19 protein-coding genes are annotated in these 17,412 nt (G+C 63.7%); 11 read left to right on the forward strand and 8 right to left on the reverse strand.

What is annotated here, in order from left to right; all coding sequences use genetic code 11:
- Nucleotides 1-39: 39 nt before the first annotated feature.
- Nucleotides 40-459, forward strand: coding sequence for a hypothetical protein (locus M1E07_RS18500; protein ID WP_461188077.1), 420 nt, complete (start codon nucleotides 40-42; stop codon nucleotides 457-459).
- 34 nt (nucleotides 460-493) lie between these two features.
- Nucleotides 494-1,417 carry a tRNA (guanosine(46)-N7)-methyltransferase TrmB gene (gene trmB / locus M1E07_RS18505; protein WP_461188078.1) on the forward strand — a complete coding sequence of 308 codons (924 nt, stop codon included), beginning with the start codon at nucleotides 494-496 and terminating at the stop codon, nucleotides 1,415-1,417.
- A gap of 69 nt (nucleotides 1,418-1,486) precedes the next feature.
- Here trmB and M1E07_RS18510 read toward each other — a convergent pair whose 3' ends face one another.
- Together M1E07_RS18510 and M1E07_RS18515 are read right to left on the reverse strand one after the other, a co-directional pair.
- A complete protein-coding gene (locus M1E07_RS18510; protein ID WP_461188079.1) occupies nucleotides 1,487-1,933 on the reverse strand; it encodes a hypothetical protein in 447 nt (148 codons plus the stop codon).
- Nucleotides 1,934-1,999: 66 nt separating this feature from the next.
- A complete protein-coding gene (locus M1E07_RS18515) occupies nucleotides 2,000-3,604 on the reverse strand; it encodes a fimbrial protein (protein ID WP_461188080.1) in 1,605 nt (534 codons plus the stop codon).
- Between the two features lie 260 nt (nucleotides 3,605-3,864).
- Here M1E07_RS18515 and M1E07_RS18520 point away from each other — a divergent pair, with 260 nt between their 5' ends.
- Nucleotides 3,865-4,683: a DUF1206 domain-containing protein gene (locus M1E07_RS18520; protein ID WP_461188081.1), complete on the forward strand. Its 819-nt coding sequence runs from the start codon at nucleotides 3,865-3,867 to the stop codon at nucleotides 4,681-4,683.
- Between the two features lie 87 nt (nucleotides 4,684-4,770).
- Here the strand turns inward: M1E07_RS18520 and M1E07_RS18525 are convergent, their stop codons facing one another.
- Both M1E07_RS18525 and M1E07_RS18530 read right to left on the reverse strand, forming a co-directional pair.
- A complete protein-coding gene (locus M1E07_RS18525) occupies nucleotides 4,771-5,439 on the reverse strand; it encodes an anti-sigma factor family protein (RefSeq protein WP_461188082.1) in 669 nt (222 codons plus the stop codon).
- Complete coding sequence (locus M1E07_RS18530) at nucleotides 5,436-5,936, reverse strand: sigma-70 family RNA polymerase sigma factor (RefSeq protein WP_461188083.1); 501 nt, start codon at nucleotides 5,934-5,936, stop codon at nucleotides 5,436-5,438. The genes M1E07_RS18525 and M1E07_RS18530 overlap by 4 nt, the downstream gene beginning before the upstream one ends.
- A gap of 167 nt (nucleotides 5,937-6,103) precedes the next feature.
- Here M1E07_RS18530 and M1E07_RS18535 point away from each other — a divergent pair, with 167 nt between their 5' ends.
- Entirely contained in the window at nucleotides 6,104-6,661 is a 558-nt protein-coding gene (locus M1E07_RS18535) for a COG4315 family predicted lipoprotein (RefSeq protein ID WP_461188084.1), read from the forward strand.
- A 37-nt stretch (nucleotides 6,662-6,698) separates the two neighbouring features.
- Here M1E07_RS18535 and M1E07_RS18540 read toward each other — a convergent pair whose 3' ends face one another.
- From M1E07_RS18540 to M1E07_RS18550, 3 genes are all read right to left on the reverse strand, one after another.
- Nucleotides 6,699-7,562 carry a hypothetical protein gene (locus tag M1E07_RS18540; RefSeq protein WP_461188085.1) on the reverse strand — a complete coding sequence of 288 codons (864 nt, stop codon included), beginning with the start codon at nucleotides 7,560-7,562 and terminating at the stop codon, nucleotides 6,699-6,701.
- Nucleotides 7,555-8,133, reverse strand: a complete 579-nt coding sequence (locus M1E07_RS18545) for an RNA polymerase sigma factor (RefSeq protein WP_461188086.1) — start codon at nucleotides 8,131-8,133, stop codon at nucleotides 7,555-7,557. The genes M1E07_RS18540 and M1E07_RS18545 overlap by 8 nt, the downstream gene beginning before the upstream one ends.
- Before the next feature lie 228 nt (nucleotides 8,134-8,361).
- Entirely contained in the window at nucleotides 8,362-9,063 is a 702-nt protein-coding gene (locus M1E07_RS18550) for a protein tyrosine phosphatase (RefSeq protein ID WP_461188087.1), read from the reverse strand.
- Nucleotides 9,064-9,197: 134 nt separating this feature from the next.
- On the opposite strand from M1E07_RS18550, the gene M1E07_RS18555 reads away from it, so the two are divergent.
- On the forward strand, nucleotides 9,198-9,806 hold the full coding sequence (locus tag M1E07_RS18555; protein ID WP_461188088.1) for a DUF5655 domain-containing protein: 609 nt from the start codon (nucleotides 9,198-9,200) through the stop codon (nucleotides 9,804-9,806).
- A 37-nt stretch (nucleotides 9,807-9,843) separates the two neighbouring features.
- On the opposite strand, the gene M1E07_RS18560 is transcribed toward M1E07_RS18555, so the two are convergent.
- The gene (locus M1E07_RS18560) at nucleotides 9,844-10,695 is read right to left on the reverse strand and encodes a DMP19 family protein (protein WP_461188089.1); all 852 of its coding nucleotides are present in this window, start codon (nucleotides 10,693-10,695) and stop codon (nucleotides 9,844-9,846) included.
- Between the two features lie 272 nt (nucleotides 10,696-10,967).
- Here M1E07_RS18560 and M1E07_RS18565 point away from each other — a divergent pair, with 272 nt between their 5' ends.
- From M1E07_RS18565 to M1E07_RS18590, 6 genes are all read left to right on the forward strand, one after another.
- On the forward strand, nucleotides 10,968-11,969 hold the full coding sequence (locus M1E07_RS18565; protein WP_461188090.1) for an SIS domain-containing protein: 1,002 nt from the start codon (nucleotides 10,968-10,970) through the stop codon (nucleotides 11,967-11,969).
- Between the two features lie 86 nt (nucleotides 11,970-12,055).
- Nucleotides 12,056-12,934: a PfkB family carbohydrate kinase gene (locus M1E07_RS18570; RefSeq protein ID WP_461188091.1), complete on the forward strand. Its 879-nt coding sequence runs from the start codon at nucleotides 12,056-12,058 to the stop codon at nucleotides 12,932-12,934.
- 60 nt (nucleotides 12,935-12,994) lie between these two features.
- On the forward strand, nucleotides 12,995-14,098 hold the full coding sequence (locus M1E07_RS18575; protein WP_461188092.1) for a LacI family DNA-binding transcriptional regulator: 1,104 nt from the start codon (nucleotides 12,995-12,997) through the stop codon (nucleotides 14,096-14,098).
- A gap of 180 nt (nucleotides 14,099-14,278) precedes the next feature.
- A complete protein-coding gene (locus tag M1E07_RS18580; protein ID WP_461188093.1) occupies nucleotides 14,279-15,598 on the forward strand; it encodes an ABC transporter substrate-binding protein in 1,320 nt (439 codons plus the stop codon).
- 10 nt (nucleotides 15,599-15,608) lie between these two features.
- Nucleotides 15,609-16,580, forward strand: coding sequence for a carbohydrate ABC transporter permease (locus tag M1E07_RS18585; protein WP_461188094.1), 972 nt, complete (start codon nucleotides 15,609-15,611; stop codon nucleotides 16,578-16,580).
- Entirely contained in the window at nucleotides 16,574-17,410 is an 837-nt protein-coding gene (locus M1E07_RS18590) for a carbohydrate ABC transporter permease (protein ID WP_461188095.1), read from the forward strand. The genes M1E07_RS18585 and M1E07_RS18590 overlap by 7 nt, the downstream gene beginning before the upstream one ends.
- Nucleotides 17,411-17,412: the final 2 nt, after the last annotated feature.

Raw genomic sequence — 17,412 nt, forward strand, 5'->3', positions numbered from 1 at the left:
GCTGTATTTGGAACAGCGGCCGGGGAGGAAAGGAGAGGGATGGAGTATCTGCCATCGAATGAGCACCCGCCCGAACATGGGACGCCACAGCAGGAGCCACCTGAGAAGACGGCACCTCAAGAACCCCACACAGCCGACACCCGCAAAGCAGTCACCAGCCTGGTACTGGCAGTTCTTTCCCTGGCCAGCATGATCGTCACTGCTCCCTTGACGGCATTTGCCATGCTCGCCACTTATCCATCCGAGGGCCCCTCTCCCATGCCGTGGGTGGCACCTTTGGTGTTCTTCAGCCTGCCCCTCATGTTCGCTTTGCCCTCCCTGGCGCTGGCAATCTCCGTCATCAAAAACTCCCCGGATACCTCGCCGGGCCGGTCGTCCGCCGCGTTCGCTTTATGCATCGCCGGCCTGGTCTTTGCCCTGGCGTTGGGACCTGCACTGGATCTATTGGGGAACCTATGATTCAGGCTGTCCGGCCGCCGGTATTCTGGAAGGGATGAGCGAATCCCCAGAATCCCCCCAGCCGCAGCATGTCCCCAGGCCGGTTACTCCCGGCACGCAAGCTTCCTACGGCACCTACGGCGGCCGGCCCGTCAGCTTCGTCCGCCGCGGAACCCGCCTGCAGGGACGCCGGCAGGCGGCCTGGGAACTGCACGCGGAGCGGTGGGCTGTGAATGTTCCCCGGCACGTCGCCAACACGTCGGTCCACCCGGACTACACCTTCGATGCGGAGGCGGAATTCGGCCGCAACGCACCCCTCATCGTGGAGATCGGCTCCGGCCTGGGTGACGCCATCTGCCATGCCGCGGAGCAAAATCCGGACACCGATTTTCTGGCAGTGGAGGTCTACACTCCCGGACTCGCGAACACCATCATCAAAATCAACAGCCGCGGGCTAAGCAATGTCCGCGTGGTGGAGGCCAACGCGCCGGAGGTGCTGGCCAGCATGCTGCCAGCGGGTTCCGTCAGTGAACTGTGGGTTTTCTTTCCCGACCCGTGGCACAAGTCCCGGCACCACAAGCGGCGCCTCATCCAACCAGAGTTCGCAGACCTTGCCGCGCGTGCGCTCAAAAAAGGCGGCCTGTGGCGGATTGCCACGGACTGGTCCAACTACGCCGTTCACGTTCGCGACGTACTGGCGGATTCGAAGGACTTTGAAAACCTGCACACCGGCGAGCGCCGCGGACCCGAAAGCCCGCTGACCCAGGTGTGGCAGTCCGGCGTGGAATCGGTGGTGGGCGGAGCCCCGGTCCGTGAAGGCCGCGCTCCCGTCAGCACCGAACACACCGGGCCCAACGAGGGCGTGGACGAAACCGGCGGCTGGGCGCCGCGGTTCGAGGGCCGCATCCGGACCAGCTTTGAGGGCAAGGCCCACGAGGCCGGGCGGCTTATTTTCGATCTCTGCTACCGCCGCCGGTAATTCCAGCGGCTCTGTATTTGGCGCTATTTTCAGCGCTGCGGGCCCCGCCCGCCAGCCCCGCCATCACCGTCAGGCCACGCTGATGGATGCCACGATCTCCTTGAGCATGCCGAGCCTGGGCTCTACGTCGGGATTAACGTAGGGCCAGATGACAACAACGCCGATGAACCGGCCGCTCTCCCACACCCCAACGGTGGCTGCCACCTTTGCCGACCCCTCGGCGTCGTTATAGCCCACCAGCACGGCATAGGCTGCTTTGCCGGGCAGGTTCAGCTCACCTTCGGTGAGGAGGGTGCCCGCCCTCTCCTCACGGTAGAAACTGGACATAAGGTGCGCCCAGCCATTGGCTTGGGGCGCACCCAGGATAGAGCTGTCGTCTTTGATGACGGTGACCAGGACATCGCCCAGCAATCCGTACTGTTCAGTGTTGGGCCCGGCCGTGGAGCCTTCCAGGACTTGAGTGTGCTCGGGAAAGTCGGCGGTGAATCCCAACGGGGATTCGATGTGGACTGACATGCTTGCTCCTTTCAGCAGGTGTTCCGTAGCTCGGCTGGACGCGGGGCTGCGTAGTGGCCCCCCCTGTTACAACTGCTCAAGCCTGGTGTCGTTGGGGACCTTGTAGTACGTGGAAACGTTGGTGCTGGCCCGGCTCGCGGTCCTGGCCTCCACCTCGCCCAGTTTGACGTCAAGCCCGGCCTCGTTCGACCCGGTCACCACACTGTTGACCTGGACAGTGGCAGAACCGGCCTCGTACAGTCTGGCGGCATCGCGCGCTGCGCCGTAGTCATTCCCGAGCGCAACGTTCCACAGGTAGCTGTCGATCACGGGCTTATTCTCAGGAGAGTAGCCCACGTCGATCTTCACGGTCCCCTGGGTCCCCACGGAGACTGAGGATTCGAGCTTGGCTGCCTTCACGTCAGTGCCCGCGGTGGCTCCCTGCGCCACCGTTCCGCCCAAGGACACCGACACGGACTCGATGTTGCTGTCCTTGTCCATGTTCACCTGGACTCCGCCCACGCCGGAAGCTTCGAAAACGCGGCCGTCCAGGTTGAGCCTGCCTAGGGCGGAGACCTCTCCGCTGGCTGTTGAGGTGCCGTCGGTCAGGTTCCGCTCGTACGCCAGGTCAAGCGTTGCGGAGCCTGACACAACTCCGGCTTCCCCCTCGGCCTCCAGCGAAATGGTTCCCTTGGCCTTGTCCGTCTGCCCGGTGGAACCGTTGTCGCCTGCGGCGTCATTGATGGTGTCCAGGATATAGCCGGGTGGATTACCGGCGACATCCTTGATCTCTCCAATGGTGTCCGGCGGGAGGTCGCGGTACATCTGCTCGCGGGCCGCCATGGCTTCTTCCACGCTGCCGAAGGTGTACTCCCGGGACACTTGCCCGTTCAGAGTGACGCCGGCGGTTCCAGTGGTGTCATTGACGCCCAGCCCCATGTTTCCGTACACCTTCATGGTGGCGGAGCCATCGGCATCTGCCACCACCTTGGTGCCCACCTCGGCGCCGCCATGCACCCAGGCCACCCGCGCTTCGATCGATGCCTTGCCGGTCTCGGAGTAGACGGGGATGTCCGCCCGGGCGAGGTCCTGGAGATGCTCCTTGGCCTGCTCCTGCGCGGACCTGGGGATGCCGCCGTCCATGCCCATGAGGTCCTCGGCGAACGGGCCGTCGTCGCCTTCACCCTCGGTGAGGTATGTCCGGTCCGCTGCTGACAGGCTGTCCCACCACTTGGCCTGTTCCTCCGGGCTGGCGTCAAGCATTTTTTCCAGGCCGGTTTCCAGCTCACTGCGGTGTTCGGCAGCGGCTGCAGCGGCAGCCGCCTGTTCCGTCAGCCAGTCTTCAGCATGGTCCGCCAACGACTCGATCGCGTCCCAGCCCCCGGTGCCGCCGGCACCACCGCGGCCACCGCCGCCACCGCCGCCCGATGAGGATGTCGCCTTCTCCTGCTCCTGCGCGTGCTGCAACAGGATTTTCGAGTTCTCACGCAGGCTGGAGACGACCTTCTCCAGCCCGGGGCGGTGCCTTCCGCTCCACTCATGCCGGAAATGTTCGCCGTCCATGCCCGTCCATGGAGCCGCCTGAATCTGGCTGTGCAGCGAACTGGCCCGGTTGCACAACAAGGATGCAGCCTGGTCAGCGGCCTTCGCCAGGGCCCGCAACTGGCTGACGTCAGCGCCGTAAAAAGTCATGGTTCGTCCCCCGGAGAAGTCCGCAATGCGTGTTCAGCTGACCATAGAGTTCCACAGCGGTGCAGGCAGGGCGATGGGGATGCCTCCCCATCCAGCAGCAGGACACCTCCTACTCCGCAGGCCGCACCTTCCGCGCGCAATCCACATAGTCCTGCTGGATCACTGGTACCGGGCATCCCGGCGTGGCACTATTGCCCTTGTGCGGGGCCGAAACTCAGCCCACCGGCGCTTGCTTAAAGGGAACAGCCATCAAAAGAGAATTGAGACAGGCCGCTGACGCGGCGGAGAACGTCACCAACTCCCGCACCCTGGAGGTGGTGGCGAGAGCGGGGTTTGCGGCGAGCGGCATCCTGCATCTATTGGTGGGCGTCATCGCCATCCGCCTGGCCATGGGCGGTACTGGCAACGCTGATTTCAGCGGTGCAGTGGCCGAGCTGGCCAGCCAGCCGGCCGGGCCTTTCCTGTTGTGGGCCAGCTTCGCGGCCTGCACCGCCCTTGCGCTGTGGCAGACGAGTGATGCCATCTTCGACTACAACCAGCTGCCCGGCAAGAAAAAGGCCGGGAAGAAGGCCAAGGCAGGGGCACAGGCACTGGTGTTCGCAGGGCTTGCCCTCACGCTGATGTCCTTCGCGCGGGGAACCGGTTCTGGCGGGGACAACCAGCAGGCGGCCAGCGACCTCACCGCTTCCGTCATGAAGGCTCCGGGTGGCGTGGCGCTGCTGGTCCTGCTGGGCGTCGGCATTGCCGTTACCGGGGTGATCTACGGCATCCGCGGCCTGCGGAAATCCTTCGAAAAACATCTGGTGATGCCCGGATCCTCCACCCCAAGGACAGCCGTCACCGTGCTGGGCGTGACAGGGTACGTGGCCAAGGGAATTGTCCTGCTGCTCACCGGGCTGCTGATCGCCATAGCCGCCCTGCAGGCGCATCCTGAGGAGTCCACCGGGCTCGACGGCGGGCTTCGGGCGCTCCGCGACCAGCCGTTCGGGGTGTACCTCCTGGCAGCGGTCGGCGCCGGACTGATCTGCTACGGCGCCTTCATGATCGTCCGCGCACGCCTCGCCAAAATGACACAATGAACCGGCCGCTCCGCGGCAGATAGACAGCTGTCATGGTCGCCAGTTATTTGGACCCGGGTCGGCTGACCGGGTCGGCTAGGCGCGGAGCTAAGGCACGGTGATGACCGCGACGGCCTGCTGCCTGCCGTCGCGCAGCTCCACGCTCGAAATGCTGGTCAGCTGGATGGGTGTGGCTCCGGTGACCTTGACCCGGCCGCTCGGCGTGGCCGTCCATGCACAAGCACGGTCCTCGCCGCCGGCGCGGTCCCGAACCCACAGCGACAATGTCCCGTCGGAGGGGAGGCTGCTGCCGTTCACGGCCAGCTCGGTACCCCAGGTCTTCCGGGCCAGGTCAATACTGAACTGCAGGCCACCTCCGGACTGCACCGAATAAGTGGCGTCCGGCTGCTCGGGCCGGTTCAGGAGCGGACCCACAGCCAGTCCCACGGCGAGGCAGGCTGCGGCGACCGCCCCTGCCAGGGCCGTCCAGCGCCGTCGTGCCTTACGACGGCGGCGCGCCAGTACGGAGAGCAGGTGCACGGGGGCCCCTGCTGCAGGGGCGGGCGGCGCACCGGATCCCGCCGGGACGACGGTGAGCGCCACGGCGTCCGGCACCGGAAGGGCGTCCAGCAACGCAGGCACTTTCTCGAGGCGGGCAAGCTCATCCCGGCATCTCGCGCAACCCTGCAGGTGTGATTCAAAGCCCTTCAAGTCCTCGGCGTCCAGCCCGCCCAAAAGGTAGGCGCCCAGCAACTGGTGCCGCTCAGAAGCATTCACCGTTCCACCCCCATCTCGTCCAGGATGGTCCGCAGCGCCCGCACAGCGTAATAGGCACGGGACTTCACAGTTCCGCTCGGGACGTTCAGCTGCACCGCCGCCTCGTTCACGGTGAAGCGGCGGTAGTGCAGGGCCACCAGCACGTCCCGGTGTTCGGAGCTGAGGCGGAGCAGCGCTTCCTCGATCAGCACCCTGTTCAGCAGCTCATCCACACGTTCCACCGCCTCCGCGGAATGGGCGAGGCCGTCATCCAGCGTCTCGGCCGGGCGGCGCTGCGCCCGGCGGTAGTTGTCGATCATGATGTTCCTGGCCGTTCGGAATAGATAGCTGCGGAGACTTCCGGTAACCTCCGGCGCATGCTGCCATACCCGGAGCACGGTTTCCTGGACCACGTCCTCGGCCAGTTGGGGGTCCCGGGAGGCGCTGAGCACAAAGCGGCGGAGGGCCGGGCCGTGTTCACGGTAAATGGACTCCACAACGTCCTCGTCAAGCGGCATTTCAGGACCTCCCGTCCCGGCCTGCAGCACGGCTGGCCGCCATGCTGCTTCCGGCTGGTACGACGCCCCCAGCCGGAATTTGGTTCATTTGAACCATTCTTCACCCGGCGGCGTCGTACTCGTTAGCGTCCGGTTATCCCAAGCCGGGCCCAACCAAGGAGCAACCCATGGAAAAGCATCTGGTAGCAGGCCTCGCCGTCCTCGCCCTGTCAGCGGCCCTGGCTGGGTGCGCCGGCGGCTCTGAAACGGCTCCTGCCGCCAGCAGTCCGGCTGTCACGGCAGGCTCACCTCCCGCCTCGGCAACCGCCCCCGCCGCCTCAGTTTCCCCGCCCTCCGCAACGTCCTCTTCAACGGCGAGCGCCGGAGTGGACCTCATGACCGCTTCCTCCAGCGTTGGGGACATCGTGGTAGACGGCAAGGGCATGAGTGTTTACTACTACACGAAGGATGTAAAGGATTCCGGCACCAGCACCTGCACGGGGGGATGCCTGACCGCGTGGCCGCCGCTCCTGACCACGTCGGACGAGCCTAAGGTCGAGGGGGTAACCGGGACCGTGGGCACCATCACGACGCCGGAGGATGCAAAGCAGGTGACCCTGAACGGCCTGCCGCTGTACTACTTCGCCAAGGACACCAAGGCCGGTGACATCCTCGGCCAGGGCGTCAACGATGTCTGGTACCTCGCGGATCCTGCCGGCGAGATGATCAAGACAGCTGCTAAATAACGGCCCTACGGGGACGGGGAGCCGGGTGCCGGCACCGTCACGGGAGCGGAACTGCCGGCAGCGTCGCCGGCAAGGGAACCTGTGATGGAACCGGCACCTCGGGTGATCCACCCAGCCCATCGGCGATGGGCCCGGGAACAGCCCCGGGCAGGGTCTTTGAAGCGGGGACTTCCCCGGGCTTACCCGGGGAAGTTGGCTGGCGTGCGGCGGACCCTTCCGCGGCCGAGCGGTCCGACGGCGGAACTGCCGCCGGCTGCGTGGCCGCGGCGGGGTCCGACGGGATTGACGTGGGGTCCCCGGGTGAAGTGTCGGCGGGCGCGGTACCGGCGGGGGCGGGTACTTCCGTGGGCATAGGCGCCGCGGGTTGTTTGGCCTGATCGTCCGCAGGTGCGCCGCCGGAACCGGTGATAAAGGAAGTGACAGCCTGGTTGAGCTGGGTGAACGACTTCCGGATGGCCTCATCTGATGCTGCAGCAACTGCGCCGCCTGCACTCAGGGAAACCGCCACGGACAACGCCGTAAGGGTGATCCGGCGCTTGGCCCTGCGGCGGGCTGCCAGTTCGTCAGCCGGATCTGCTGCAGGCGGTGCGACGGCGGGGGCGGCCGCAGGCTCGACGGTGGGGGCTGCAGGTGTCTCAGCAGCAGTCCAGGCAGCAGGCTCGACGGCGGTCTGCGGGGCGGATGCAGCAACGGCACCTTCAGTTGCTGCGGCATCAGCAGTCACCGAACCCTTGGCTCCAGCCATCAGGGCAAGCAGTTCCGCTGTTGGTTCCGGTGCGACCGAGCCCAGGGCCTTGAGTTCCAGAAGGACGGGGCGGAGCTGGGTGTCGCCGTCCAGGTCCGCCTCCAACAGCAGCTGGTCAACGGACCCGTCGCGGCGGGATCCTGCGGTGTCACTCATTGTTTGCCTGGTTTCTTTTGAGCGTCTGTGCCTTGAGGTTTTGGAGGGCCCTGCGCTGGAGTTGCTTGACGGCCCCTTCGCTTTTGCCCATGATGCCGGCCACCTGTTCTATGGACAGGTCGGCCACCACACGCAGGGCCAGTACTTCCTGGTGTTCGTCGCTGAGCCCGTCCAACAGGGCGGCAGCCGCGCCGCTCAGCTCCACCGCGCAGTGTTCTGCGGAGGGGGTGCTCCGGCTGTCCTCCTGCGGGTCGTAAGGAGTCAGCTGGGGCCTGCGTTCCAGCCGCCGGTAGTGGTCAACCATCCGTGCGTGGGCGATGGAGAACAGCAATGACTTGGCTCCCTGCAAGCCGCCGGTGAGGCTGCCGATCTTCGGGAAAAACGCCAGGAACACGTCCTGGGTTACCGCTTCGGGATCGTCCACGCCCCGTGCCTTGAGGTAACCCAGGACGGGACCAGCGAAGGACCGGTAGGCGACGCCGAACAGCGCAGCCGGGTCGGTTCCGGCTGCGTCGTCGAATATGTCGATCTCTTCTTGGGCCAAAGTGTCTGGCACCGGCGGCTCCTCCATCCCGGAACAAGGCAATGCCCATCCCGGTTTTACGGCGCGGTCTGCGGGTCCTGCGCTTACTTCCCCCCGCTGCCTTTCGGCAGGTGTTTCCGGGCTGCATTCCCGTGCCGGCCTCCCCGCGGGCCGGCGATACTCCTGAAGGGTGATGTGTCCCCGGAGTTCAGGACTGATCTACTGCGGGAAACGGACCCTCTGCCGTTTCCCGCAGTACACACTAGCTAACGCCGCCTAGCGGACCGAAACCGACGGGGCATCCACAGCTGCGCTGCCGCCGTCGACGGAAGCAGCAGGAACCTCGGGAACCGCAGGTACGGCCGGAACTGCCGGCTCGCCGTCGACACCCGGAACAGCGGGGACGGCCGGAACAGCAGGAACAGCGGGAACCTCGGGACGTTCGACGTCAACAGCGGCAGAGCCGGTGGCCGCGGCGCTCGCCTCTGCGGCAGCCTCGGCCTGGGTTGCGACGTCGCCGCAGAAGCTTTCGATGTTCGTTTCACCCTGTGCTGCGATGGCCAGCGACGAGAAACCTTCGGAGGAAGCATTCAGGCCACCGTTGGCGTAAGCGGTGCACAGGCCGAGGGCTGCGGCGCCGGCTGCATCAACGGCCGTGCCGGCAGCAGCGGAGGCAGAGGCCTGGGCAGCGACGTTGCCCTCAGAGATCGCGGCCGTTCCTGCGGCTTCTGCTCCAGCGTCGGCGGAGGCGTTGTTGCTGGCATTAGCAACGGTGTCAGCGATTGCCTGCGAGTCAGCGGCTGCTTCTCCAACGAGCTCCGGAGCCGGTGCGCCGAAGAGATCGTGGGCGGTCTGCTGTGCTTCGACAGGGAGGACACCGGAAACAGCTGCGGCGCCGGTCCCGCCGACGGCGATGGTGCCGGCTGCCAGTACTCCGGCGGCGATTTTGCTGGTGGCGAGGACAGTGAACAACGACATATGACACTCCAAAAAACCTAGACAACACGTTTGATTCAGGTCCGTCGGGCGGACCCATCACCTCCTACATCGCGGGGGACGCCGGAAAGGTTACGGGTGCCGGAATCTTTTTTTGGCACCGCTACGATCGATGCATGCCTGCCATCCCGGAGTCCCTGAAGAAGCCCAGCACCTGGCAATCGATGGTGGATAACAACAAGGCCCTCCTTGTAAGGAAGACCGGCGAAGACACGGCGTACTGGGTTGGAAAGGCGCGGGCCGCCGGTATCCAGAACGACGGCGAGCTCCGCACCTGGATGCGCGACGGCTTCGGCGTGACGGGGTACGCCCAGTACGCCGTGTCCTGGGAGATGTTTGGTTACCCGGAATTTATGCTGCGGGACGCCGACGAGCTGCTCGACGGGCAGTACGCCAACCACCCGCACTTGAGGCCCCTCGCGGATGCCCTCCTGGCATGGGCCTCCGCTACCGAGGGCGTGGAAATCCAGATGCGGAAGGGCTACGTGTCCCTCCACAGCCCGCGGCGGAAATTCGCCCAGGTCACCCGGGCCACCAACACCGCAGTGGACGTGACACTCAGGCTCGACGCCGCTGTGCCGGATTCCCCTGTGGAGGGCAGGATCGACCCGGTCAAAATCCGCGCCGGCGATCCGTTCACCCGCCGGGTCCGGCTCACTTCAGCGGACCAGGTGGACGACGAACTGCTGGAGGTCCTTTCGCTGGCCTTGAAACAGAACAGCTGACGGGGGGCGCCTTTGCGGGCGCCCCCCGTCAGCTGTCTTAGGCCTCGGCCATCTCGGCGTCGGCTTCCTCGAACTCCACCGCAGCGACGATTTCCTGCGTTTCCGGGTTGATCATAAACGCCTCGTCCTCTTCCTCGACCATCAGGAAATCACCGTGGTCAGTGGAGAAGTGCCAGGCCAGGGTCTTCTCGCCATCGTGCAGGTAGTTGGGGTCGCCCATGGTGATCTTGAGCAATTCATAATCCGCGATGCTGCAGAGTTCGCGGATGATGATTTCGAAGTCGGGGGCATCCTCAAGGGCCTCGGCGTCGGCCTGCGCCTGGCGCTCCGGCAAATCCGGAATCTGGGCCACGAGCCCCTCGATGTACGCCCCGATTTCCTCATCGTCCAGCACCAGCAGTTCGGGCCGGCCGCGCAGCCAGGCGGCGTTGAGTGCGGTGATGTTCTCCGTCTCCAGCAGCTCCTCGAACTCTCCGTCGAGCTCCTCCATCCGGAGGACGCCGTCGGGCGTTTCCTGGGAGTCATCCAGGCCGCCGTCGAGGTAATGCTCTTCATCTTCTTCAGACAGGTCATCGAATGCCTCGATAGACCGGTTGAAGAGGTCCAGGTGCGTAGTGGCTCCCATTCCGGCCATGCCTTCGCGGATCAGCGTGTCTGTTTCGGCCCTGTCGACGGCGGTGAACACGTACTGCGCAAAGCCGCCCTCCAGTGCCTGCGTGAGGTAGAAATCCACGTAGTAGCTGCGGACGGCGACGGGCGACATCTCGTCGGTGCGGAGTAAGGCAGTGTGCATGGCATCCACGACGCTGACGTTGGCCTCCACGACGTCCTCGTCGCTGGATTCGATGCTGCTGCTGGTCAAAACGACAGGCTGGTGGCTGGTGATCATGGCAATCCTCACTGCTGTAAGCGGGTGGTGCTCGAACCCTTTTCACGCTACGTGGGGCGGATGCACCCGGCGTCAAGGGGGAAGTGAACGTCCGGCGAAGTTTGTGGAACCGCGCCCTGGACGTACGCCTTTTGCCACGAATGGGCCGCGTCAAAATTCCCGTCAGCAATCTATTGACCCGCTGCCGGCGCCGTGAAACGATAATGAGCAGTTGTGATACCGGTATCAAGACGTATCAACAGCAACTACCACAAAAGACGAAAGGACAGCCCGTGCTCGGCTTCAAAGAAGAGGAATTCCTCGCCCAGACCCGCAGCGCACTTGCGCTGCAGGGGCAAATCGAACAGTTCGTGGACTCCATCCAGGAGCGGGGTTTTGACAACCTCTTCCTCATCGGCGCGGGTGGCACATACGCCGCCATGCTGCCCTACGAACACTTCATCCGCTCACGGTCCACCCTTCCCGTACGCGCAGCAATCGGGAAGGAGTTGATGCTGACCGGCGACCCGGCGTTCGGGCCCGGATCCATCGCCGTTTTTGCTTCTGTCTCCGGAACAACGGAGGACATCATCGAGGCGATCGAATTCGCCAAAGCCAAAGGCGCCTACACCGTTGGCTTTACCGGCTTCGGGGACAGTCCTTTTGCCAAATCCCTGGATGCCGCCCTGATTACCGAACCGAAAACCTGGCCGTTCGACATCCCCCTGCTACTCCTGTCCACCCGGCTTTTGGCGGCTCGGGGAGAGTTTGAGGGGTACGAAGAGTTTGCCACTGAGCTCCAGACCGTTCCGGAAGTCCTCCTTGAGGTGGCACGCCAGGCAGAACCCGTGGCGGAAGCGTTTGCAGAACGAAACAAGGAGGCGGACTACCACTTCCTCGTCGGCGCGGGCAACCTCTGGGGCTTCACCTATTTGTACTCAATGTGCATCCTCGAGGAGATGCAGTGGTTGCGCACCACGCGCGTCCACGGCGCCGAGTTTTTCCACGGCTCCCTCGAACTCATCGAGGAGGACACCAGCCTGGTGCTTTTCCTGGGTGAAGACGAAAGCCGCCCGCTGATGGAACGGGTGGTCAAGTTCGCAGAAAACTACAACAAGAACACCACGATCCTGGACACCAAGGACTACGAGCTGGCGGGCATCAGCGCACGGTTCCGGGGCCTTTTGGCACCTTTGGTTCTGGACACGGTAGTGGACAGGATCAGCAAGCACCTGGAACGGGTCCGCAACCACTCGCTGGACCTGCGCCGGTACTACCGGGTCGTCGAATACTGACAGACTCCGATGGCCGCGCCCCGGCATGGGGCGCGGCAGCTTCACCCGGCCACAGGCCGGGACACCGCCGTCAGGACAGGATGAGCATGAAAGTAATAGGGTTCGGGGACAACATCGTGGACCGCTTCCTGGACCGGGGAGTGATGTACCCGGGTGGAAACTGCGTGAACTTTGCGGTTCTGGCACGCCGCCTGGGCCTGGAGTCCGCCTACATGGGTGTCTTCGGTTCCGATCCGCTGGGCGACTTTGTCCGTTCCGCCATAGAAGCGGAAGGAGTGGATGTCAGCGAGTGCCAGACCCGCCAAGGCCCCAACGGGGTCACCGAAATCAAGGTTATCGACGGCGACCGGGTCTTCCTGGGCTGGAATGAGGGCGGTGTCACCATCAGCCAACCCTTCATGCTTGGGCCTGAACACCAGAGCTACCTGGCCACAGCAGCCCTTGTCCATTCGAGCGTCTACTCCGCCTCCGAAAATCAGCTCCCGTCAGTGCGCGCGGCCGGCCCCTTGGTCAGCTTTGACTATTCGTGGGAACCGGAGCGCAGGACTGACAGCTACCTGCAGCTCACCGCTCCCTTTGTGGACTTGGCGCTGCTGTCGCTGGGGGACGCACCATTGGCAGCCGTTGAACATGAGCTTGCGCGCGTGAAGGAGGCGGGCGCTTCGCTCGCGGTTGCCACCAGGGGGGCCGCCGGTGCGGTACTGTACGACGGCGAGCGGTTCCATCCGCAAGGAGCGGCGCCCACGGAAGCGCAAAGGTTCGCCGATACCATGGGCTGCGGGGACGCGTTCGTCACTGGACTGGTCGTGAGCCTCTTGCGGTCGGGCTGGGCCCGGGACTCCCCGCCAACTGCAGATTCGCTGCGCCCCGCCCTTGCTTTTGCCGCGGAATCGGCAGCGGAACAGTGCTACGTTGAAGCTGCATTCGGGTACGGCCGCCCCGTCGCCGCAGCAACTAGGATCTGAACCAGAGCTTGTCCTCATCGGAACCGCGCCAGGGCGGTTCCAAGACCAGAAGGGAACCGGATGTCGCCGGATCATCAGCACGGGGGCGCTCCGACCATTTCGGAAGTTGCCGCTGCCGCTGGGGTCGGCAGGGCCACCGTCGCCCGAACCCTGGGCAACTATGGGTCCGTCAGCGATGCCACGCGGGCAAAGGTCCTGTTGGCCGCCGAACGGTTGGGCTATCAGGCCAATACGCTGGCGCGAAGCATGAGCACCGGCATCACCAAAACGCTGGGAATTGTTCTCGCGGACGTGGCGAATCCCTTCTTTTCGGGGGTGCTCAGGGGCATCTCGGAAACGGCAAAACAGGCCGGTTACGATGCCATCACCCTGAGCACCGACGAGAAGCTGGACCTGGAGCGGGACGCCATCAGGGTCCTGCTGGCCAAACAAGTTGATGGCCTTGTGGTCGCTTCGGCGGCGGGAAGGAACGACGACGTCTCGCACCTGTCCACAGCGATGGAACGCGGGATACCGGTGGTCCTTATTGACCGCCTGGTGAACGGCCTGGACACCGACTCGGTGGTCATCGACAACCGGGAAGCCGCCCGTTCCGCCGTCGCGTCCTTAATTGCAAACGGCCACCAGCGGATTGCCTTCGCCTGGGGCCCGGTGACCCTCAGCCCCGCAACAGACCTGCAGCAGATGCACAGCATCCTTGACGAGGCACTCTGGAGTGACGGGGAACGCCTTCGCGGTTACCTGGATGCCCTGGAAGAGGCCGGAATACCTTTCGATACCGCTTTGGTAACCCACGTCTTGAAAAATGAACGACAGGCAACCAGGGCCATCGGAGGGATGCTCGCCCTGGCGGATCCGCCCACTGCCATCTTCACGACGGAAACCGAGGCAACGGTGGGCGCCCTCCATGCACTACGGACGCACAACCGCCGGATCCTCAAGGACGTGTCTCTGATCGGCTTCGATGACAGCCCTTGGGCCGCGGTCATGGAACCACCCCTGACCATGATCCAGCAGCCTATGCGCGAACTTGGCGCCGCGGCAGCACAACAGCTCCTCGCTCGGATCGAGGGCGATTCCTCCGCCCCGAGGAAGCACGTCCTGCCCTCCACACTCATGGCACGCTCCTCCGACGGCCCTGCGCCTTCACGTGCAGCCGACTAGACCTCCGGCAACTATTTCTTCCTGAAACCCTTCCCCCCAGGGCCACAATCGTGATTCACTGTGGTACCGGTATCACAATACCCAAAACGCACACCTGGCGCAGGTGCCATCCAATGGAGGGCAGCACTCTTCGTCCTGTGGACCTCGGCTATTCAGCCATCCGAGCGAAAGTAGAAAACGATGCGGAAAAGCACGCACATATTGACAGCCCTGCTGGCGGGAACAGCCCTCGCCCTGACCGGCTGCGCCGGCGGAAGCGAGCCTGTTGCCCAGTTGGATCTGCAGAAAGAACCCGAATATTCCGGGACCCTCAGTATCCTCACCAAATTCGGAGGCGATCCCCTGGAGCCATACTTCGAGGACCTGGCCGAGGAGTACACAAAACTCCACCCTGATGTCTCCTTCGAACTCATCCAGGAGACTGATCAGAGCATCAAGGACAAAACCAAGACCCTCACAGCGTCCCAGGCCCTGCCGGACATCTACTTCACCTGGGCGGGGAACTGGGCAAACAACTTCATCGACGGCGGCCTTGCAGCGGACCTGACACCGGTTATCGCCCCCGGCACTGATTGGGGAAGCACCTTCGGCGAGTCGTCACTCAAAGCCTTTGAACGAGACGGCAAGTTCTTTGCGGTTCCCTTGTACAACAACGGAAAATTCATGGGCTACAACCAAAAGGTTTTCAAGGAGCTGGGCCTTAACCCGCCGTCCACCTTCGAGGAACTGATTTCCTCCTGCTCGGTGCTCAAGGACGCCGGCTACGAGCCTATTGCCTTTGGCAACAAGGACGGCTGGCCGGGCCTGCACTACCTGCAGCAGTTGTTCGCCTATGAGGTGCCTGCCGACGAACTGGAAGCGGACTTCGACCCCAAGACGGCGAAGCTCGAGAACCAGGGCTACCTCCGGGCCATGGAGCAGTTCACCGAGCTGATTAACGAATGCACCGGCAGCGGAAAAGACTCAAACGGCGTCCTCTACACCACGGCACAGCAGGCACTGGCCACGGGTACCGCCGGCATGTACTACCAGGAGGTCCTCGAATTCGACACAACGGCGTCGGAGGGATCCCAGCTCAAGAACGACGGCCTGGGCATCTTCAAGCTGCCTGCCTCAGCGGGGGCGAAAGGCGACACCAAGGCAATCGAGGGTTCTCCGGAGGGATACCTGATCAACCCCAAGTCCGAGAACGCGGCGCTGGCAGTCGACTTCATGAAGTTCGCCACGAGCAAGGAGAATGCCACAAAGCTTTCGTCACCGCCCTATGGCCAGCCCAGTGCGGTCAAGGGCGTGGTCTCGGAACAGAACTCCACCGGACCTGTCGTTGAAGGCATCAAGCAGGTGAATGACGCCTCCGAAGCCATCATCTGGCTTGACTCAGTTACCGTCCCGGATGTGGCCGATGCCTGGCTGGCAGGCGGCGAGGCCCTTGTTGCCGGAACCCAATCCCCGCAACAAGTCCTTGACGGTGTGCGTTCCGCTTCGAGCGCAGCCAAGTAGCAGATCTGCCATGACAGTTTCGAACGCGATCCGGAGGCCCGCGCCTTCGGCCTCCGGATCCGACGCCAAGGGTCTCCCCAAAGGCCGGCCAGCGGACAGGAGCAGGGCCAGCCGGTGGCGCAATATGGTGTGGGTCCTGCCCGCGGTTTTGCTGCTTTGTGTCTTCTGCTACCTGCCCCTCGTGCAGAATTTGGGCTTCAGCCTCCTGAAGTGGGACATCTACAGCGGACGGCAGACCTTCATTGGTGCCGATAACTACCTCAAGATGTTCAATGACCCGATCTTCTGGAAGTCACTCCTCAACAACACCCTTTATGCCGGAATTTCAATCGTCTTCCAGGTGTTCGGAGCGCTGGTTCTGGCAGCCCTCGTGGAAGGGCTGCCCAGTCCGCGCTGGCGTGGTGCCCTGCGGGCGATCTACTTCGTTCCCTCGGCAATATCCCTTACGGTGGCCGGGCTCCTGTTCTATTTCATCTATGAGCCGCGGATGGGCATCCTGAACGCAGCGCTGGAAACCCTGGGGCTGGGAAACTTCGCACAAGCCTGGCTGGGCCAGGAAAACACGGCAATCTTTGGCATCATCGCCATGAGCCAGTGGCAGGGCTTCGGCTACTGCACCCTGCTCTTCGCAGTGGCGCTGCAACGTATTCCCTCCGAACTTTTCGAAGCGGCGTCAATCGACGGCGTTGGTCCCGTCCGCAGGTTCTTCTCCATTTCCCTGCCCCTTGTCCGCGAGATGAGCAGCCTGATGATGATCGTTACAGTCTCGGGGGCGTTCCAGGTTTTCAACGAGGTGATGGTCATGACAACAGGCGGCCCCAACAATTCCAGCCAGGTCCTTGGCACCTGGCTCTACCGCAGCGGTTTTGTCCGCAACGATTTTGGTTATGCCGCGGCCATTGCCACGGCTGTTTTCGTGATCACGCTGGTCCTCGCGGTACTCCAGCTCCGGCTGGCCAAGCGCAGGAGGGTGGAATGGTGACCCGAACTTCAGTACTGATGCTCTTGGCACGGGTTTTTGTCCAGGCCTTCCTGGTGGCCTTGGCCATCGTTGTGATCTACCCCCTGCTGTGGATGCTGCTGAACGGAGTGAAGTCGAATTCGGAACTGTTCGCCAATCCGTTCGCGCTTCCGGAAACGTGGCGGTGGGAAAACTACGCGACCGCCTGGAACCGCGGTGTTGGCGACTACCTCACCACGAGCGTCCTCGTCACCGTCGCGTCCACCGCCGCCACCGTGCTGATCAGTGCCTGGGCAGCCTACGGTCTGACCAGGGTCAAGATTCCGTTCAACCGGACCATCCTGATTCTGATCCTGGCCGGCTTGATGCTGGCGCCGACCGTGGCCCTGATTCCCCTCGTGAAGATGTTCCAGGCGCTGGGTCTCTACAACAGCTTCTGGGCGCTGTTGATTCTTTACACCGCCTTCCGCGTTCCCTTCACCACCTTCCTGATCCGTGCCTACATGCTGGATTTGCCCCACGAGGTAGACGAGGCAGCAGCAGTGGACGGTGCCTCCAAGGCGCGGGCCTTCTGGCAGGTCATCCTGCCGATGTGCCGGCCAATCATCATCTCCACGATCCTGCTGAACGTTCTCTTCACCTGGAACGAATACCTTTTCGCCATGATCTTCACGAGCGGCGGCACGCTGCAGACGCTGCCGGTGGGACTTACCAACCTCATGGCCAAACATGGCACGGACTACCCCGTGGTCTTCGCAGGAATGGCCATCGCCGCCGTTCCGGTGATTGTGCTCTTCTTTGCGGGTCAGCGGTATTTCATCCGCGGCCTTGCTGACGGTGTGGGGAAGTAGCA

This window comes from Arthrobacter sp. Z4-13 (assembly GCF_054792705.1).

Excerpts from the sequence above, each read along its gene's own strand:
- M1E07_RS18500 (WP_461188077.1), top strand. The coding sequence starts at position 40 with ATGGAGTATCTGCCATCGAATGAGCACCCGCCCGAACATGGGACGCCA.
- trmB (WP_461188078.1), top strand. The coding sequence starts at position 494 with ATGAGCGAATCCCCAGAATCCCCCCAGCCGCAGCATGTCCCCAGGCCG.
- M1E07_RS18510 (WP_461188079.1), bottom strand. The coding sequence starts at position 1,933 with ATGTCAGTCCACATCGAATCCCCGTTGGGATTCACCGCCGACTTTCCC.
- M1E07_RS18515 (WP_461188080.1), bottom strand. The coding sequence starts at position 3,604 with ATGACTTTTTACGGCGCTGACGTCAGCCAGTTGCGGGCCCTGGCGAAG.
- M1E07_RS18530 (WP_461188083.1), bottom strand. The coding sequence starts at position 5,936 with ATGCCGCTTGACGAGGACGTTGTGGAGTCCATTTACCGTGAACACGGC.
- M1E07_RS18535 (WP_461188084.1), top strand. The coding sequence starts at position 6,104 with ATGGAAAAGCATCTGGTAGCAGGCCTCGCCGTCCTCGCCCTGTCAGCG.
- M1E07_RS18540 (WP_461188085.1), bottom strand. The coding sequence starts at position 7,562 with ATGAGTGACACCGCAGGATCCCGCCGCGACGGGTCCGTTGACCAGCTG.
- M1E07_RS18545 (WP_461188086.1), bottom strand. The coding sequence starts at position 8,133 with ATGGAGGAGCCGCCGGTGCCAGACACTTTGGCCCAAGAAGAGATCGAC.
- M1E07_RS18550 (WP_461188087.1), bottom strand. The coding sequence starts at position 9,063 with ATGTCGTTGTTCACTGTCCTCGCCACCAGCAAAATCGCCGCCGGAGTA.
- M1E07_RS18555 (WP_461188088.1), top strand. The coding sequence starts at position 9,198 with ATGCCTGCCATCCCGGAGTCCCTGAAGAAGCCCAGCACCTGGCAATCG.
- M1E07_RS18560 (WP_461188089.1), bottom strand. The coding sequence starts at position 10,695 with ATGATCACCAGCCACCAGCCTGTCGTTTTGACCAGCAGCAGCATCGAA.
- M1E07_RS18570 (WP_461188091.1), top strand. The coding sequence starts at position 12,056 with ATGAAAGTAATAGGGTTCGGGGACAACATCGTGGACCGCTTCCTGGAC.
- M1E07_RS18575 (WP_461188092.1), top strand. The coding sequence starts at position 12,995 with ATGTCGCCGGATCATCAGCACGGGGGCGCTCCGACCATTTCGGAAGTT.
- M1E07_RS18580 (WP_461188093.1), top strand. The coding sequence starts at position 14,279 with ATGCGGAAAAGCACGCACATATTGACAGCCCTGCTGGCGGGAACAGCC.
- M1E07_RS18585 (WP_461188094.1), top strand. The coding sequence starts at position 15,609 with ATGACAGTTTCGAACGCGATCCGGAGGCCCGCGCCTTCGGCCTCCGGA.
- M1E07_RS18590 (WP_461188095.1), top strand. The coding sequence starts at position 16,574 with ATGGTGACCCGAACTTCAGTACTGATGCTCTTGGCACGGGTTTTTGTC.